Origin of the sequence: Legionella sp. MW5194, from assembly GCF_016864235.1 — a bacterium.
Lineage (GTDB): Bacteria > Pseudomonadota > Gammaproteobacteria > Legionellales > Legionellaceae > Legionella_C.
The window spans coordinates 226,505-243,480 of record NZ_CP045732.1 but is presented as its reverse complement, the minus strand read 5'-3'; the positions used below and the strand labels follow the sequence as shown (position 1 = coordinate 243,480).

Below are 16,976 nucleotides of genomic sequence, written 5' to 3'. Positions count from 1 at the left end.
TTTCATAAGCGAAATACAGTCAATAATAAATCAAACAGGCTAACAAAGCCCCCTCTTCCTTGTAAAGCCCTGGTAGCGCAAATGCTATAATTGAAATGGACGCCCTTGGCAGTTAGAGAAAAATGATGCGTAATGCGTGGACCAGGATGAATTTCTCGCATGCGAATGAATGGCATCTGGCATGCCAGGTCAAACAATTACCCCAGAATATTTTAACCTGTTTGCCTGGTCCTGGCGGATCAAAACGGCTGGCATTGTGTGACGCACTCGCCAAAAACATGTACGAAGTCATTCTTCACCCGCTTAAGCATCATGACCACGCCCCCCCGGCCCACCAAAGCCAGTTTGATTACACACCCATCACCCGGCTCACCGTTGCTCCCAAACACCAGGCGACGGGAAACTCCCTCGCTCTCACCCTTTATCACATCCGTTCCCAGCTGTTTCCAAGCATGCATTACTATTTTCTTATTACACCCGAACAGACAGTCGCCGCTCATGCGCATTTTAATGTCCTCGATCAATCCGAGTGTTTGACGTCTGCCTATGGTACAGAGTCCGTCATTGTCCTCAATGCCATTGAATCGAGGATGCAGGGGGATTATTCGCTGGGAACCATCCTGATCCAGGCCATTTTTGAACAAAGCCAGGTTTTGGGCTGTAAAGGTCGCATTTGTCTTTATTCTGCTCGCAAATCCGGGCGATTTTATTTCAAACTGGGATTTATGCCCCTTCAACCCACCATTTTTGACCAGCTGTTTTTTGAAAACCAACAGGACATTGACGGCGATCTGATGTTCCTGAGCCCAAGCGCTATTGACGCCTGGGCGGAACGCGTCAGGCAATGCCCTCTGCTCAGCACCCGCAAAGACCCGGGTTCATAAGCTTTGGATTTAACTTTTCAATGACTTTTGATAGAGAAGGATCGATTTTGAAATCACCCGATCATTCAGGATGTTATCGTAAGACTGGTAATTGACAGCGAAGGACTCTAATTCAGCCGTGTCAAAATGAACGGGAGCCCGCAAAATGACCTGATTACTGCGAGACAAGGCAAAATCAAGTATTTTTTTGCCGTGCGGCTCAAAATGCTCTAACAAAAAGCGATCCGTCGGACGGTACCTGGGCCATCCCCACGGGGGGTCAACCAGCAGGGCATCCGCGCTGTACTGGTGCGCCACTTCAAAAAAATCCCCGTGCACAAAGGTAATCGCTTCATCGACCCCGTAAATTCGGGCGTTATGTCTGGCCATGGCAAGCCGTTGGGCATTCAACTCGATGGCAATGACTTTTTTGCCGAGGCGTGCCAAAGCAATCGCCGCCCCGCCGACACCGCAAAAGCCATCGAGAACACAATCAACCTCATGAAATAGCTGCGCCTGAACCAGGGCAGCCTGTTCTGGCATAACGGTATGCAAACCTTCGGCATCAAGCTGAATACCCTCATCAAAGCGATGAAAAAAATCATATCGCCTGTCCCAGTATACCTGCAGTCTGGGGCCCAAAGGGCAGGGAGAATTCATATCGTTGTCCTTATGCTGTTCACTCGTGCACTAACCATTTTGCGAAAAATGATCAATTTTTAGTCAAAATGAATACTTCCTTAAGAATTCCTTAAGTATTCCTTAATACAATAGCTTTTCTCAATCGTTTTGCGAAGTAAATCATGATAGGACAGATTGACAATAGTGGATTAAGAGGCTCTCTGAAATTTGGAATTATTGTTTCCATCCTCTCCATCCTCGCCATTTTAGGCTTTGCCGCGTTAAGCTTTTTTGCCGCACCCTTTGTACTGACCGTCATAGCCGGCGCTCTTTTTGCCGGTGGGATGGTTTTTTTAATGGCCATGGGATATGGCATTTTGAATGATCTGCTCGGAGCTAAAAGCAACCTGCCTTACTTCATGCTCGGGCATCAGCCGCAACAACACAGCATGATTCAATCCAATAAACCTGCGGCACAAGGCATTGCCTGGGGTATCGCCGCGGTAGCTCCCTTAGCCTTTCCAGCCGCTATTTTATTTTTTGTCACGGCGCTCATTGCTGGTTTTTTTGTGCCGACCGCGCTGTTTGTCCTGCCAGTTATGGCGATTGTCCTCCCCCTGGTGGTTATCATTGCCGATGTGGTCGCGAGACGAAAAAAGAAAATTTACATGGCGGGGGAAGATGAGTATCGATTAGCCCATCAACAATGGAACGACTTCCAAGATGGTTTAAACGAGTATCAGAGGGATGGACTTACGGAAATGTCGAATACGGTTGAAGAAAAAGCAGCCTGGTTTGCAAACAGTGATCGAAACGTCATTGGATTCAAATACGTCCCGATCCTCGCCGTGGTTTCATTGGTGGCTTTCGCTACCTTAACCGGTGTCAGCACCCTGCTGCCCGCCGTGATGTTCGGCACCATCATGTCCACCATGCTCCCTGTTGGTGTAGGCGTACTGCTTGCCCTGGCGATTACCGCCGCATTAGTTTATCTTGCCGTTAATCACAATAAACAGGAAGATAATCAGTACAAACTGGACTTTCCAAACCCCGATGCCCCTGACGAGACCCAATCAGACGCCAAACAACCAGCGGTTAATCCGCTGGCGCCTGTGCTCACCAATAAAAAGTCAGGTAGTGAAAAGGAGTCAACCAAACCAGCAACTCGTGTGATTGAATCCGATCCGTCCCCGATTACCTTCGCAGAGTTAATGAGCAGCACCAACAGTCCGGTTTATGGGAAAAAGAACGAATCAGGAAGTGATGACTTAAGCGAAGAAAACAGGCTGAAAAACGCGCGCAGTTAAACCTGAAGTGCCCAGTGGTCCAACTGGGCATTATCCGTAATCCCCTTTATTGAATAATGCGCTGCTCAATCCATTCCATCCTGCACCCCGTCATAATCATTGCTTTTTTTAAGCCTATACTTAAAAAGGACATTTAGTGAGGCCGCCATGAAAGATGAGCTATTACAAAAACTTAAAAAAATTAACCCCATTGATGTGAACGGTGTCCCCAAAAACACCGGCAATTGCCAATGGTGTGCCATTGAGGGTGCGCGGGTATTGCTTGAGGGGCGGAACCCACGGAAATCCCATCCCACCAGGAGGGTTACGATCCAATTGAACAATTCATACATAGCCGTCATGGCAGTGACGACATACGCGGCAAAGAGCCAACAGGTTTTTTTGAAGAAATCAGGAAATTAAAACCCGGTGAATTAATGATGGTAAGTCTTGAATCCGAAGACATTGATCATGCTTACCTTATCTATCGGGATGAAGAGGATGCTTACCTCATTGACCCGGATCGGCAAGTGTTTATTGAGCTCGATGAGCGTGAAGACTTTATGCAATCCGTACAAGGATGGGCCGGTGTTGACCAATTAAATTACCTCAATGGCGACGTCAACAGTGCATTCCGTGACAAAGTCAAGCTCAGTGTCACTGTGTTAACCCCCGCCTCGCTTGAGCGCGATCCTTTACCCGAGTATGGCACAGAAGCGCCAAACTCTGCTTATCGCTCCTGATGTTTAGCAGGCTTAGGATGTAACCACTATTGTTTGAACGCACTGACATGCTATGATTTTTTCAAGTCGGCAAAAAAAGCGATGTCATGGAAACGATCACGATTTACCATAATCCCCGATGCTCGAAGTCCCGGGAAACATTAAAACTGCTACATGACAAAGGCCTCAAACCGGTGATAGTCGAGTACTTAAAAAGACCGCTAAGCCTTGAGCAATTGCGCGCGTTAAGCACTCATTTTGAGCTTAAAGACTTCGTCCGCAGCGGGGAAACCATTTTTAAAGAGTGGGGCTTGTCCCTGAGTGATAAAGAAAAACTCTTAAGCGCCATGCACAAAGCCCCGGTTTTAATGCAACGCCCGATTGTGACCTACCGCGGTAAAGCCGTGATTGGACGTCCGCCTGAAAAGGTTTTGACGCTGCTTAATGAGAGATGGGCTGACTGACGCTCGCTTCGAAAATAAACTGTAAAGATAACATTATGGGCGCACTCTTTAATTTTTTATTAATAAATACTGGTTAATATGACCTAATATTAACCAATATTTATTCGTTATGCCTATCAGCAATAACCGAGGCATTAAATTAAAAAATGCCTTTCGCCAAGAGAGAAAAAACGAGCGGATATCGCAACGCCTTGGCTGGCAGTCCCTTTATTTTCAACCATTTATCGCCCAACTGTTATTTAAACTCGAATGCCAACAGGGCATTTTTAGCTACTCCAACGATAAGACAAAAGAACTTCATGGGCGTTATCTCTATGTACGTACTCTGGACGGCCACCTTTTAGCGGCTAAAGAAGGCGAGGTTGGTCATCATTCCTACCTGAGTAATGGCAAAAAAGTCTTGTCTGCCGGTCATTTGATTTTTGATCAGGGGCGTTTATGCCTGTTCAGTAATGAAAGCGGGCATTACAAGCCCACCAGTGAGGAGATGGCTTCCGAAATTACTTTTTTTCATCATCTTGCCGAGAACCAGGATCTGATTTATGAAGACCATTGCAATTACCCGCAGACTGGGAAACTTGTCCAATACAAGACCCAATCCATCCTGGACTCGGGAAGTATGACCAAGGCATCTCCATTTGCTTTTTTAAACAATACGTTATCGAACTTTGGCCGCTCTTTACAACCCAGGCCCGTGGCAAACAATAAGCCCACTGAGCAAGCGCGGCCAGCCTCTGGATCAGGTTACCTCACGGATGAATCGTTCTTACCGTTGCCAAGGGACAGCCATTACCTCGATGACGAATGCCTGATTCAAGAGGGCTCATGTGAAGAACCCGTTTCATTATCAGACAAAACGCAAGCCACGACCGAGAAGCCAAGGCATGCTTACGGATTTTTTGAACAGCTAGAGGATCGTAACAATAAAATCGATTACCTTGCCATCCCAACAGCCGACAAGCCCAAATGAAGCAAGGACTTGGCATGCGCTTTCACAGCATGGGCTAAACCTGCCTTTTGAGCAGGTTTTATCCGGTTAAGTCAGCCGAATCGGTTCAAAACCTAAATTCAGTTCCAGCTCGGCTATGGCCGATTTCAGGCGCCTGATGGCTAAATCCAATGTCAGGCTGGCATGCCCGTGTTGCTTCTCGATATGGGGAACGATTGCACTAGCCGCAGTGCCGTGCAGCTTGCCGGAAAAACCATTGATTTCGACGGAATCGACAATTCCTCTGTCAAGCGCTGTAAATCCCCATTTCCCATCCGCCAGGCACCCATAAACATAATAATTATAGTTCCCATTAACAACATCCCTGACTTTAAGCAGGGTTGGGCCATGGTGGGATAGCTCCTCTTGGATACCATTCAATTCACTCGCCATGTTTTTCGTTGGGGTCAGAGCAACATTAATCGTCTTTAAACTAACGTAATCCTGAAACACGCTCTCATCCTCCTTTTTAATCAGGCCTGAATGGTCAAGAAGGTGATTAATAATTTGCCATTCCGGTGGACAAGCACCGTCCAGGCTGCTTTTTAAAATCAGGCCATCACAATCAATGAGGTAAGCACGGTATTTCCCTTCATGGATCTGATCAATTAACAGGTTGTCGCACTTAAAATCACCCTGGCAAAAACCCAACTCGTGAACACGCCTGACCTCCTTAAAAACAGCCAGGACAATTTTACAATAGGCCAGCTGATCGCGTGCCTCGCTGAGATTGGAAGGAAACTGATACAATATCGACATCAGCGGTTTTCCCGGCAAACAGGGTAATATCAAGCGGAGACCCTTATCGACGGCGAGGGTGGCGGGATGCTCAGGATGAATCTGATTCCACTTGCTTAACTCCATCTCATAATGGGCCAAATACTTGGCAATCAGTCCCTCGTCATTCAACTCGCCCTTATCGCCCCGCCAGTAAATCGGTTTGGGCTGTTTAACCACAAATCGGACTTCTTTTTCCGAACCAAAAAAACGGCTGTAGGCGGTATGGCCAAAAGGCGTTCGGCCCAGGGCTTTGTAGTTGTCGTTACCCTCTTCAATGACAGAGTCGTAGCCCTTGTCGGAATCTGAGAAGTAATAATTTAATTTTCCTTTCATCTTAATCTCACTTGGTGCCGTAAGAACAGCTCAGTTGGGACAGAAACTGGCATTCTCGAGACGGAATTATGCGCGGGTAAAACCGTGACGACCTGGACACCGGTATTGGAGAAGACTGTTTGTTAACGCTTTTTCACAAAAAGACCACACCAACCTCGACAACAGTGTCCAGGCTGCGCATCATCATTCTGTATGTATCTAAACTAGCCATGTGAGCCAAAAAGTGGGAAACTCAAACCATAGTATGTATTTTTATTGAGCAAGTCAACCGCCAGTGCTTACAACAAGTTGAGTTTAACTGCAAAAAATAGATACAATTTGGCAACATCCCTGCGGAGATTTAAATGGCGGTAATCAATATCATCGGTGCAGGCCGGGTAGGACAAACCCTGGGCTGGCTGTTATCCAGACAAAAAGGGAGTGAGATAGGCTTTGTCTGCAATCAAACCGAAGCCAGCGCCAAGGCAGCATTGCAATTCATTGGTCAGGGAAAATGGTGCCCTGCCATCGAAGAACTGCCCCCGGCAGACATCACCTTCATCACCACCCCGGATTCCTGTATTGCCGCCGTCAGCGCCGCCTTAAGCCAAAGCGACTTAAAACCCGGTGGCATTGTCGTCCATTGCAGCGGCGCCCTAACCAGTGATGCCCTCGATGCCGTGCGAGTAAAAGGCTGTTATACAGCCAGTATCCACCCCATGCGCAGCTTCGCTAAACCCGCACTTAGCGTACAGGAATTTAGCGGCACTTACTGTGCGGTGGAAGGGGATTTGCCTGCCGTCAGCGCGCTCACTGAGCAATGGCAGGGCTTGGGAGCCATTGTCTTTGCCATCAACAAAACGAAAAAGCCGCTTTATCATGCCGCCGGGGTTTTCGCCTCGAACTACCTGGTTACACTGTTCAACCAGGCCCTGTCATGCCTGAGTGACGCGGGAATCGATGAGACCGTGGCGGTGAGGGCCGTTTTGAACCTAATGCAAGGCACGCTGGCTAATTTAGGCCATACACAATCGCCGCGCGCTTCGCTGACAGGCCCCATAACACGCGCCGATACGGAGACGGTTACCAATCACCTGCTGGCTTTAACCGACGTTTCGCATGAGTTGTATTCGTTATTAGGTAAAGCAACCCTGCCGTTGACCACCTTAAGCGGGGAACAAAGACAGGCTGTCATGGCGGCGTTGGACGGCTGATTTTCAATCGATCATCTGGGAGCAGCTCGAGCATTTTTTGCAGAATGTCCTCAATGGGAAGCCCCATGACATTGTAGTAAGAGCCTCTGATTTCTTTCACAAAGGTATCGCGCACAGTCTGTATCCCATAGGCTCCAGCCTTATCGAAGGGATCACCAGAATCAATGTACTGATGTATCAGCTCTTCACTCAGGGTATGGAAAGTAATGGTGGTGGTTACGCAGTCAACAATCCAGCGTTTGGCGGGTAAAAAAACAAGGGCATAGCCTGTATGGACGTCGTGGGTTTTACCGCTTAGCTTCTGCAGCATGGTATAGGCATCGCTTGCATCACGGGGCTTTTCCAGAATGTCGTTGTGGTAAGCCACCGTCGTATCTGCCGCCAGAATGACATCGGCTTCGTTAATTGCTATCCGTGATAAAACCACCTCGGCCTTCTCCTTCGCCAGACGAGTCACGTAGGCTTTCGCCGTTTCATTCGGCTGCGGTATTTCTTCGATGTCAGCAGGCATTACTCGCGCAGTGAAACCATGCGCTTCCAGGAGGTGGCGGCGTCTTGGCGAGGCACTGGCCAGAATCATGTTTAATGCGTGCATAACTTACAGAAAAAAAGGTTCGTCAGCCGATTATCGCACGTCGGCGTTTATCGCAACAAGGGGATGAGGCAGGATTCAGACTCAACCATTGCCTGATTCAGGCAGTGGCTTGATTAAGCCGAATGGCACGTTGGTAGACTGGCAGGTCTTTATTTTTCTTTAATGGCCCGGCAACAGCCGATATAATCCCTCATCGCAAAGTCAATGAATGGGCAACGCCCGACGCTAACCGACAAGAAGGACACCATGAATCGTTCCGTTTTTTTTCTTGCCCTGATAACCTTCAGTTTACTTGCAGACGCTGCACTGCCAACCGATGCAATCCAGCGCTGCCTGGATGTCAGACGGTTTGCAGACTACACCACCCGGCAAAAAATGGCGGCCAGGGAGCCTGGTGTTCTGCGCTTTAAATTCCATAAAATTCCAGCCTCACAACTCCCCTTCACACACCTGACGGGCAATATGGATGAAGTGATCCGCGCCTTAAATCATCAGATTAAAAACTGCAAAAAAAGCCGCGGAGAGTTCCAAAGGATAACCATTGCCGACCGGCAACTTAACCGGCAGGATTGGTGCCTTCGTACCAATCAAAAAATGCTCGCGCTCGCGAAGGCGGCCCATGGGAACTTTAAAACCTATGTTTCGACGCTTAAAACAGAATTTGACTGGTATCAAAGTGAAGGCTGGCCTGAAAACCATGCTGGATTTAAGCAGGGGGAATTCCAATTTACGGCTTATTATGCCCCCGCCGCCATTGAAGCACGCAGTCAACGGGGTGGTGCCTTTTTATACCCTGTCTATGGCAATCCGGGTGTTGTCAATGCCGCGCTGGAAAGTAAGCGATTGAACTTAAAAGGCCCCTTATGTGGCGTTGACCCGCTGACAAACATGGCGCGTGGATTTTGCCTTAAACATAAAAACGGCACCTATTCGATGGTTCCCGACCGAGAAGAAATTGAACACGGCGCCCTCGACAAAAAACACATCATTGGCTACGTGAAGGATCCCAATGATCCGGCTTTTTTAATGGTTGAAGGCTCTGGATCCCTGGTGCTGGATGGCAAATTCCTTCATGTGAATTACGCCGGAGCCAACGGCAGACCGCGCACCATGCTTGGCCGCATCGTCCAATGCGCTCAGGACCCTACCTGCGGTGGCAACCTGGAGACCATCGAGCGCTGCGCTCACGATCCCAAATGCCATGATGAGGCTAAATTACGCTGTAATGTGTCACAAAAAATCAGGCAAAGCGCCGCTTCGGAAAAGCAGATTCGCCACTACCTCGATAGTCTCAACCCTCATCAGGCCGACGATTTGCGAAACCGCGATCAAAGCTATGTCTTCTTTGCCAAAGAAGAAGGCGGCCCTTATGGTTCTGAAAACATAACGCTGACCCCGCATGTTTCTTGCGCCACAGACCACAAGGTTATTCCGGTGGGGATGAGTTTTATTTACCATTGCAACAATAAAACCTCCTGGTGTTTGGCTCAAGACACAGGAGGCGCTATCGTGGGTGCGCATGTGGATGTTTATAAAGGCGAAGGTGACCAGGCCGGCGTGGAAGCCAATGCAATCAATCATGCCGGCTCCTTGTTTTTGGCATTGCCTAAAAAAGGATGAATAAAACCACTGACGCAAACAATGCTCAGCCTTTGAATTCAAGCCTTGGTCCGAGCGCCTGCTCGCGGTTTACCCTGGCGGTAGTGCGGTTGTCTACTGCCTGCGTTCAACCCCTGACGTTTAGGCGCATTGGGCTTTTTTACAGGCGGGCGGCTCATGACCTCTGTGGGTAAATGATGCTCTGGCTCGAAACCTTCCACTTCTTTACGCTGCAGTTTGCATTGGATTAATTTTTGGATAGACTGGAGTTGATTAATCTCATCGGCGCTGACTAAAGACACCGCCAACCCCGAAGCGCCGGCACGTCCTGTTCTACCGATGCGGTGCACATAATCTTCCGCCACTTGCGGTAAATCATAATTGACCACACAGGGCAGCTGGTCGATGTCCAGCCCCCGAGCCGCAATGTCCGTGGCGACCAGGATGTGTAATTCACCGGATTTGAATTCTGCCAGCACTTTGGTGCGCTGGGCTTGTGATTTATTACCGTGAATCGCCTGAGCATGGATGTTTGAGGTCTGCAATTGCTTGACCAATTTATTGGCGCCATGTTTGGTGCGGGTAAAGACAATGGTTTGCCCCCACTTTTTGCTGTGAATCAAATGGCCTAATAACTCGCTTTTTCGCCCTTTATCAACCGGATGAACAACCTGCTTCACGGCATCTGCCGTGACGTTTCTCGGGGCCACCTCAATTTCCACCGGACGATTAAGAATGCCTTTGACCAGCTTGCGGATTTCATCAGAAAAGGTGGCTGAAAAAAGCAGATTCTGGCGTTTTTCCGGTAATAATTTAATGATTCGCTTAATGTCGTGAATAAAGCCCATGTCGAGCATACGGTCTGCTTCATCCAGCACCAGGGTGTCCACCTCATCAAAGTGAATGGCGTTTTGTTGATGCAGGTCCAGCAAGCGACCGGGTGTCGCCACCAGGAGCTCAACCCCTGCACGCAAACGCATCATCTGAGGATTGATTTTTACCCCACCAAAGACTACCGCAGAACGCAGCGACAGGTTGGCGCCATACTGCACAATGCTTTCATAAACCTGCGCCGCCAATTCGCGGGTGGGTGTTAAAATCAATACTTTGGTACGGTTACTTCTGGCACGCGATTTTACGCTGGTCTTTTGCAGAATAGGTAACACAAAACTGGCTGTTTTACCGGTTCCTGTCTGGGCGGAAGCTAAAAGATCCTTGCCCAGCAAAATTTCAGGGATGGCTTTAGCCTGAATGGCGGAGGGTTGGTCATAGCCTAATGCCTTCACGGCATTGGTTAAAGGCTCAATTAAGCCTAGGGATGCAAAACTCATGAAATGTCCTGTAGCGAGCAAATGGGGATTGAATGGGATTGTTCAATATGAATATTTTCAGTGCAATTGTATACGGATACCGGAAAAAACTCAAACATTATCTACATGACACCATCTATACTGCAATACAGCGACTGTTTCTATGGATAGTGATTTATTAATATCAGACCTTGAGGAACCCGGATGGTTGAATGTATACACTACCCAAATTAATAATTACCTATTCGCGTATTTATAGCTGTACAGTTTATTTCGCATGTAAACTATTAAGGAATTTTACACATTACTTGGTTTCAGCCAGGCCCCCTATTTAGATAAGGTCAAACGTGTCTATCCCAAATTGGCCTGACGTAATATTTGAATAAGCTGAGTTTTCGTAAGCTGTCTATTGAGCGCTTCCTCCAATTTATTTTTAATTTTAAAGAAATAACCCTCAACAGTACGATGAGAAAGGTTTGTCTCACGTGCAATTTGTTTGGAAGTATAGCCTTTGATGAGAAAAGAGGCGCAAAGCCCTTGTTTTTTTGTCAAATAGATATCTTGTGATTCATTAAACAAGAAATAACGTTCAATTTTTGTTTGCTCAATAAATTGCTGTCTAATTGTCTTGGATAAGGTAAAGTTTTTTAGTCGGTCAGGATTGATCGTTTGTTGCTCCGGTAAATAAATTCGATTTTTTCCTGCTTGTTCGATAAGAGGTTTAGCCTTGTCATTAAAATAATGCATAAAATGCTGCAATAAATCCAGATTAGCCACATAAAAATTATTCATTTCATACTTATCTGGTGACGAGGCAAAAATGTAAATATAAGTAGCATGAGAGGTTTTGGTCACAAAACTAATGCCATTATCAATATTAAACTCTCGACCTTGAAGATAGGCTGGATCTTTCTTTTCTTGTTCAGTCCACAAATAGAATCCTTTTGGTAAAAGATGTTCTATGTCAATGATTGCCTTTGATTGATATAAGTTATTTTCATAGAAATGTTTTATCCAGCCAGCATTATTTGTTAACAACTCACGGGAACAATCGTTGTATACCTTTATATAATTAAAATGGGTGATGCCGAGTACTTTCAGAGTAGTATTGCATATTTGTTGAACATTATCCGCGCTTTGTAAAGCATGGTGTTTTTCTAAATTTATTCCATTCATCATTATGTGATTCCTGATTTGAACTATTTAAGCATTAGACTAATTAGATACTCTATTTTCTATGTTGCTTAATACTACTTCGCTGTAGTTGAATGATTTAACCGAACATCACTAATTGTAATATCCTATCTCTCAAGTCAGCCTTAAATTTGGCACCTCTTTCAATTCCCTCCTTCAATTTTGCTGGGATTACTTAAGCGCTGCATTAAATCATTGAATACATCAAAAAAAAATTATCGTATTTTCATAACAATTTTAGAGGCGAATAAGATTCAATTTAATCAAAAAATATTCAGAAAATCTCGTTGACGAGATCATTTCGAAAAACTAAAATCACCGCTTTTATTACGCATTACCGAACAGACAGGATGTTGTATTGATGTTTACAGAGATTGATGAAGGGAATGGGTTGGTAAAATGCTTTTGGTCAGACATTCGTCATCGCTTTGCGAAAATTGAACCTGTTTTTACTGATATTGTGGACCGGTTATCACCGAAACAATCTCATCCACTTTATATTGCTTATTATCCTTATGGAGATACGGATGCCGATACACGCAGCTCTTTATTTCCAGGTATGGATGGTAATTACTATAGAATAACAGACCCTCATGTCCCTCGAGATATTCTTGAGCATCTCGGCTATAGTGCAAACGGCACACCTCTTGGCATTATCCTTGAGAAAGAACTTGAGTGCTTTATTGATTTGGGAAGTGAGCAAATTACTATTCCTTGGCTTGTTTATAAACCCGGCGATTTTTTCCCCCTATCAACAATCCTGAATAAAAGGAAAAGTCATGTTTACACTCCTAACGGACTATTGTCTTCAACGGCAGGAGCGCGTTCTGCATTTATGCTACCTCATATCGGTGCGGCAGCGAATCATTCAAATTTACAGCGCGATTTTAATATTAAGAGTCGTCCTGCAAAATCGCTTTATGGGCATTGGAAAATTTTTAAAGAAATAGTTCATAGTGATGCAATTCGTTCAAATTGGCGTTGTTGTGTAGTATATTTTTCGGAGAATTGGTTAACAAGCATACATAATGATGTTGAATGGAAAAGTCTAAAGCAATATCTACATGAATTGGCTTGGGATCGATATGAGTATGAACGAAACAGAATTTATTATGACATTACTTTTTCGGTCATTCAAAAAAAGTGCAATCTAAAGCCTAATCCTTATCTTGTAGATACAGCGAAACATTTGTTCGCCACCGCTTTAGGTGCAGTTCCCGGTTATGCACCGGCGACAAATAATGACGCATTGCCCCTGGATATCTTACAACAAGTGTTTGTGGAATCTTATGGTTTAAAAAAATACAAACCCACCATAATGCAACCTGGGCATTTCCATTTTGAAACTGATTATTTCCCAATATATTACTCCTTACAACACCCTGCTACTCGCGTCTTTTCACCAAGATCACGCCTAGCCTCCAGTACGATAAATGATATGCGAGAACTAGAGCATATTATGAATGTCTTTATTGGAGAATTATCAAAAGAAGGCGCATTATCTTCTGACACTATTATTGGAAAAATAGCAAAATCGGTTCAATTTAACTATTTTCACAATACATTGGATACTCATAACATACTTAAAGACTCTCTCGAGCTATTAGATAATGACTGCCGATTCAATCAAACTCTATTTCCACATACCTCAGAAGCGATATTTGCAGCTGATGCCACTTTTTTAAGAGGTTGTGTCAGTATTGATTCTGCTAAAATACCAACACAGCAAAAAACACATTGTCCCTATAAGCATGCTGGAATACCAGAGTAAATTTCCACCCCAATGCTGGTAAATAAAACCACCTAACATGGGCCCAATAACATTGCTTGCTGCAAAGGTAGTTTGAAATAATCCCAGATTTTGTCCTTTTTTTGGACTACTGCTGTTCTCATAACAGAGAAGTTGAGCGGTAGACACAAAGAGCATTTCACCGGTTGTCCAAATCACGCAGGAAACAATAGCCAGAAAAAAGAGAGAGGAATAAATTAGAACCAGCATTCCAAAGCCCATCAGTAAAGCCCCAACTCCTGTAACCAACAATTTATTTTGTTTATCGGCAAATGTTGTTAATGGGGCTTGAAATAAGACAATCAGGAACGTATCTAAAATGAATAAAATACTCACTGCCTTAACTCCTAAATAGGGAAAGGAAGTTTCAATATACAAAGGATACGTAGCACTTAGTTGTGCAATTATTAGTCCGACAAAAAAAACACATGAAATAACCAATATCAAGATTATTCTAGAGCTGGTTTTAAGGTTGTCATAAAGCTCTTCCTTGATTTGTAAAGGGATATTTATTTTAAGATTATTTTGAAATACGAGATAAAGTGCAGAGCCTAACAGTAGAAGGCTTGATAAATAAAAAATAGACTGAAATCCATAGGAAGTGATTCCTGCAGTGAGAATACCAGATAACCCTAAGCCAAAATTTCCGGCAACATGAGAAAGGCTAATTGCTTTATAACGCAAGTTGGCATTGCCTTTACACAGGCTAAGCATCCAGACATGATTGGATGTTTTAAATCCATAAGCTGAAAATCCAAGCAAAAATAAATTAACCATTAACAGAGAGGGCGATTGCAGGCAAGTTAAAAGAGAAAATGCCCCAGATTGAACTAACAGGCTGGCAATCGCAATAAGTCTAGGGGGAAAGTTATCGGATAATTTACCAGCAATAAATCCTCCTAATACAGTACCTAATCCGTAGCCCGAAAGAAATAATCCGGACATAAATGGCGTAAAATGACGAATATTTACAAAATACAGTGATAAAAAAAAGCAAATACCCATGGTAAGAGTACTAATGCCAATTAAAGTTATACCTTGCCAGCATTGCCTGGGTAATCCCCTATAGCTTGCTGCGTATTGTCTGGCAAAGGTTATTAAGTAATCGGTCATTATTTTAATCCTAAGGCATTTAATAATATCGGATCGCAAGGGGCCTTCCTTACAGGAGGTATATATAAAGTTGAGAGCGCTGATAATTGTATATCCGGTAAGTCCCGTAACTGGGCTCTGGTTATAATCGGTTCAAAACCTGGATATTGTGCTGCTTCATAGATAATAATCTCATCTGCAGGTTGGTAGGAACGCTTAAGATAATCCAATAACAGTAAAAGACCGGTTTTCTTATTGTTTGTTGATTCATGATTAATAATACCAACCGCGTCGATTTGCCACAAAACCAAATGACTTGAGGTATCGAATTGCCGCTGATGGATTAAAAAATCCGTTGCTTCGAATGATTGGCATCCTGACGAACCTGGATCCATCACTAGATCGGCAAAAAGACAATCTTCGGCAGAGATTGCTGGTAAAATCTTAGCAAAATAACCTGCCATTCGTGCTTGTTTAACAGCCTCAAGCCCTGGCTTGGAGAAAATACTGGGATGACCGTACAAGACAAAACAGACATGCTTTTCTTGATAGAGATGTTTTAAAACATAATGCGTAATGGATTGATAAGCTTCTGCACGCAATGAACAGGAGTGATATAAAAAATCCAATGATTCCGTATTCTGATTTTGTTTTTGTATCCATGACTTTAGAACCGGGTCATTTACTAAATAAAGCACAATGTCTGATTGCTGTATATAAGCGATGGCTTCGGTTGTCAAATGAGAAAAAAACTTAATCCCGGATCCAACAACAACCAGTGAGGATTTTGAATTGACTTGCATGTCTTAATACAACAGCATTCTGAAGTTTAGAGATCAAAAATGGTGGTTCGATCAGCATACATCGCTTTTTCACTAAAAAAATCTCTTAAAGCGGAAGCATCGTTGTTTAAAAATAATTGCTGGAGAATACTACTCTCGTCTTTTAATAATTCAATACAATTTGTTTTATGGTGAGCTGTCCTAGCCAGTTGCTCAAATATCTGTACAATATTCATACAGCAATCCTTCATTAACAAAATTTAATTTTAACACAGGGCTCTGATAGTTTAAACAAAGCAACTCTTTAGTCACCTTGAGCGGCATAACATTTTAAAACCGCTTCCAACGCCCCCCTCTCCTCCGGCGTGATCATAAAAATCAACGTATCCCCGGCGTTCAGCACATAAGCAGGCGAGGGGTTATAAATCCAGGCCGCCTCTGTTTTAACAGCTAATAGCAGTAAGCTGGGATATTGTTTGAAATTCAAACGTTCAATGGCGTGGCCAAACCAGGCCTCGGGTACGGTGAATTCTTCAACGCGTAAATTTTTTTCTCTGTCTCTGAGCATGGTATCTAAAAAAGAGACTGCTGTAGAACGGATCATTTCCGATGCCATGCGCATACCGCCGATGTAACTGGGGGAGACCACCGCATCTGCACCGGCCATTTTCATTTTCTCGGCATTCTTAAGATCGTGACAGTTTGCAACCACACGAAGGTGGGGGTTAAGCTGTTTAGCCGTCAGACTGATAACAAGGTTTTCATTATCATCCCCCGTAATCGCAAAAAGGCCCAAGGCTTCGTTAATACCACAGGCCATTAACACATCACTGTCGCTGGCATCACCCACCATAAATAATTGGCCATGAAAAACATCCACCAATTTGTCAATGTGCGCTCGATTGACATCAATGATGACGCTCGTGCGCTTTGTTTGCGCCAACTCTTTAATAATGTGAAAACCCACTCCTTCAACCCCGCACACAATGTAATGATTTTTTAGCTTTTTTATTTGCTTATTCATTTTTTTTCTCATAAGTACTTCGGAAATTTCAACATCGACCATAAACGCAGTCAGATTGGTAATAATGTAGGTAGCAACCCCTATCCCGGAAAGCGCGATAAAAACAGTAAATAATCGCCCCAGGGGGTTATTATCCAAATCAATCACTTCACTGTAACCGATGGTGGCGATGGTAATGAACGTCATATAAAAACTGTCCACCACGGAGTAGTTACCCTCACCGATGAACCAATAGCCCAGTGTTCCTATTGTCAAGACAGAGGCCAAAGCGATACCGGCATAGACAAATTTTTTAACTTTTTTTGAATAGATATTAATTTTTATAACCATCATGGGTTAGT

General features: G+C 44.5%; 18 protein-coding genes. 9 read left to right on the top strand and 9 right to left on the bottom strand.

Annotated features, from left to right (window positions below):
• The first annotated feature begins 122 nt into the window (after positions 1 to 122).
• Entirely contained in the window at positions 123 to 884 is a 762-nt protein-coding gene (locus tag GH742_RS01160) for a hypothetical protein (RefSeq protein WP_203455791.1), read from the top strand.
• A 9-nt stretch (positions 885 to 893) separates the two neighbouring features.
• Here the strand turns inward: GH742_RS01160 and GH742_RS01155 are convergent, their stop codons facing one another.
• Positions 894 to 1,523 carry a methyltransferase domain-containing protein gene (locus tag GH742_RS01155; protein WP_203455790.1) on the bottom strand — a complete coding sequence of 210 codons (630 nt, stop codon included), beginning with the start codon at positions 1,521 to 1,523 and terminating at the stop codon, positions 894 to 896.
• Positions 1,524 to 1,666: 143 nt separating this feature from the next.
• Here GH742_RS01155 and GH742_RS01150 point away from each other — a divergent pair, with 143 nt between their 5' ends.
• From GH742_RS01150 to GH742_RS01130, 5 genes are all read left to right on the top strand, one after another.
• The gene (locus GH742_RS01150) at positions 1,667 to 2,791 is read left to right on the top strand and encodes an ABC transporter ATP-binding protein (protein ID WP_203455789.1); all 1,125 of its coding nucleotides are present in this window, start codon (positions 1,667 to 1,669) and stop codon (positions 2,789 to 2,791) included.
• Positions 2,792 to 2,938: 147 nt separating this feature from the next.
• Positions 2,939 to 3,193 carry a hypothetical protein gene (locus GH742_RS01145; RefSeq protein WP_203455788.1) on the top strand — a complete coding sequence of 85 codons (255 nt, stop codon included), beginning with the start codon at positions 2,939 to 2,941 and terminating at the stop codon, positions 3,191 to 3,193.
• Between the two features lie 14 nt (positions 3,194 to 3,207).
• Complete coding sequence (locus GH742_RS01140; RefSeq protein WP_203455787.1) at positions 3,208 to 3,513, top strand: hypothetical protein; 306 nt, start codon at positions 3,208 to 3,210, stop codon at positions 3,511 to 3,513.
• An 86-nt stretch (positions 3,514 to 3,599) separates the two neighbouring features.
• A complete protein-coding gene (gene arsC, locus GH742_RS01135; protein WP_203455786.1) occupies positions 3,600 to 3,956 on the top strand; it encodes an arsenate reductase (glutaredoxin) in 357 nt (118 codons plus the stop codon).
• Between the two features lie 109 nt (positions 3,957 to 4,065).
• Entirely contained in the window at positions 4,066 to 4,926 is an 861-nt protein-coding gene (locus GH742_RS01130; RefSeq protein ID WP_203455785.1) for a hypothetical protein, read from the top strand.
• A gap of 66 nt (positions 4,927 to 4,992) precedes the next feature.
• On the opposite strand, the gene GH742_RS01125 is transcribed toward GH742_RS01130, so the two are convergent.
• Positions 4,993 to 6,057: a hypothetical protein gene (locus GH742_RS01125; RefSeq protein ID WP_203455784.1), complete on the bottom strand. Its 1,065-nt coding sequence runs from the start codon at positions 6,055 to 6,057 to the stop codon at positions 4,993 to 4,995.
• Between the two features lie 344 nt (positions 6,058 to 6,401).
• Here GH742_RS01125 and GH742_RS01120 point away from each other — a divergent pair, with 344 nt between their 5' ends.
• Positions 6,402 to 7,250 (top strand): Rossmann-like and DUF2520 domain-containing protein, encoded by an 849-nt coding sequence (locus GH742_RS01120; RefSeq protein WP_203455783.1) that lies wholly within the window; start codon positions 6,402 to 6,404, stop codon positions 7,248 to 7,250.
• Here the strand turns inward: GH742_RS01120 and GH742_RS01115 are convergent.
• Positions 7,228 to 7,845: a nucleoside triphosphate pyrophosphatase gene (locus GH742_RS01115; protein WP_203455782.1), complete on the bottom strand. Its 618-nt coding sequence runs from the start codon at positions 7,843 to 7,845 to the stop codon at positions 7,228 to 7,230. The genes GH742_RS01120 and GH742_RS01115 overlap by 23 nt on opposite strands.
• Positions 7,846 to 8,091: 246 nt before the next feature.
• Between GH742_RS01115 and GH742_RS01110 the strand changes: the two genes are divergently transcribed.
• Positions 8,092 to 9,465, top strand: a complete 1,374-nt coding sequence (locus GH742_RS01110; protein WP_203456799.1) for an MltA domain-containing protein — start codon at positions 8,092 to 8,094, stop codon at positions 9,463 to 9,465.
• Between the two features lie 38 nt (positions 9,466 to 9,503).
• Here the strand turns inward: GH742_RS01110 and GH742_RS01105 are convergent, their stop codons facing one another.
• The gene (locus GH742_RS01105; protein ID WP_203455781.1) at positions 9,504 to 10,775 is read right to left on the bottom strand and encodes a DEAD/DEAH box helicase; all 1,272 of its coding nucleotides are present in this window, start codon (positions 10,773 to 10,775) and stop codon (positions 9,504 to 9,506) included.
• Positions 10,776 to 11,105: 330 nt separating this feature from the next.
• Positions 11,106 to 11,933 carry a LuxR C-terminal-related transcriptional regulator gene (locus tag GH742_RS01100; RefSeq protein WP_203455780.1) on the bottom strand — a complete coding sequence of 276 codons (828 nt, stop codon included), beginning with the start codon at positions 11,931 to 11,933 and terminating at the stop codon, positions 11,106 to 11,108.
• A 376-nt stretch (positions 11,934 to 12,309) separates the two neighbouring features.
• On the opposite strand from GH742_RS01100, the gene GH742_RS01095 reads away from it, so the two are divergent.
• Positions 12,310 to 13,719, top strand: coding sequence for a hypothetical protein (locus GH742_RS01095; protein ID WP_203455779.1), 1,410 nt, complete (start codon positions 12,310 to 12,312; stop codon positions 13,717 to 13,719).
• Here the strand turns inward: GH742_RS01095 and GH742_RS01090 are convergent.
• The 4 genes from GH742_RS01090 to GH742_RS01075 all read right to left on the bottom strand — a co-directional run bounded on the left by GH742_RS01090 (position 13,630) and on the right by GH742_RS01075 (position 16,968).
• On the bottom strand, positions 13,630 to 14,850 hold the full coding sequence (locus tag GH742_RS01090; protein ID WP_203455778.1) for an MFS transporter: 1,221 nt from the start codon (positions 14,848 to 14,850) through the stop codon (positions 13,630 to 13,632). The two genes, GH742_RS01095 and GH742_RS01090, sit on opposite strands and share 90 nt — an antisense overlap.
• Positions 14,850 to 15,632 carry an SAM-dependent methyltransferase gene (locus GH742_RS01085; protein ID WP_203455777.1) on the bottom strand — a complete coding sequence of 261 codons (783 nt, stop codon included), beginning with the start codon at positions 15,630 to 15,632 and terminating at the stop codon, positions 14,850 to 14,852. The genes GH742_RS01090 and GH742_RS01085 overlap by 1 nt, the downstream gene beginning before the upstream one ends.
• A 26-nt stretch (positions 15,633 to 15,658) precedes the next feature.
• Positions 15,659 to 15,847: a hypothetical protein gene (locus tag GH742_RS01080; RefSeq protein WP_203455776.1), complete on the bottom strand. Its 189-nt coding sequence runs from the start codon at positions 15,845 to 15,847 to the stop codon at positions 15,659 to 15,661.
• Between the two features lie 68 nt (positions 15,848 to 15,915).
• Complete coding sequence (locus tag GH742_RS01075) at positions 15,916 to 16,968, bottom strand: TrkA family potassium uptake protein (protein WP_203455775.1); 1,053 nt, start codon at positions 16,966 to 16,968, stop codon at positions 15,916 to 15,918.
• Positions 16,969 to 16,976: the final 8 nt, after the last annotated feature.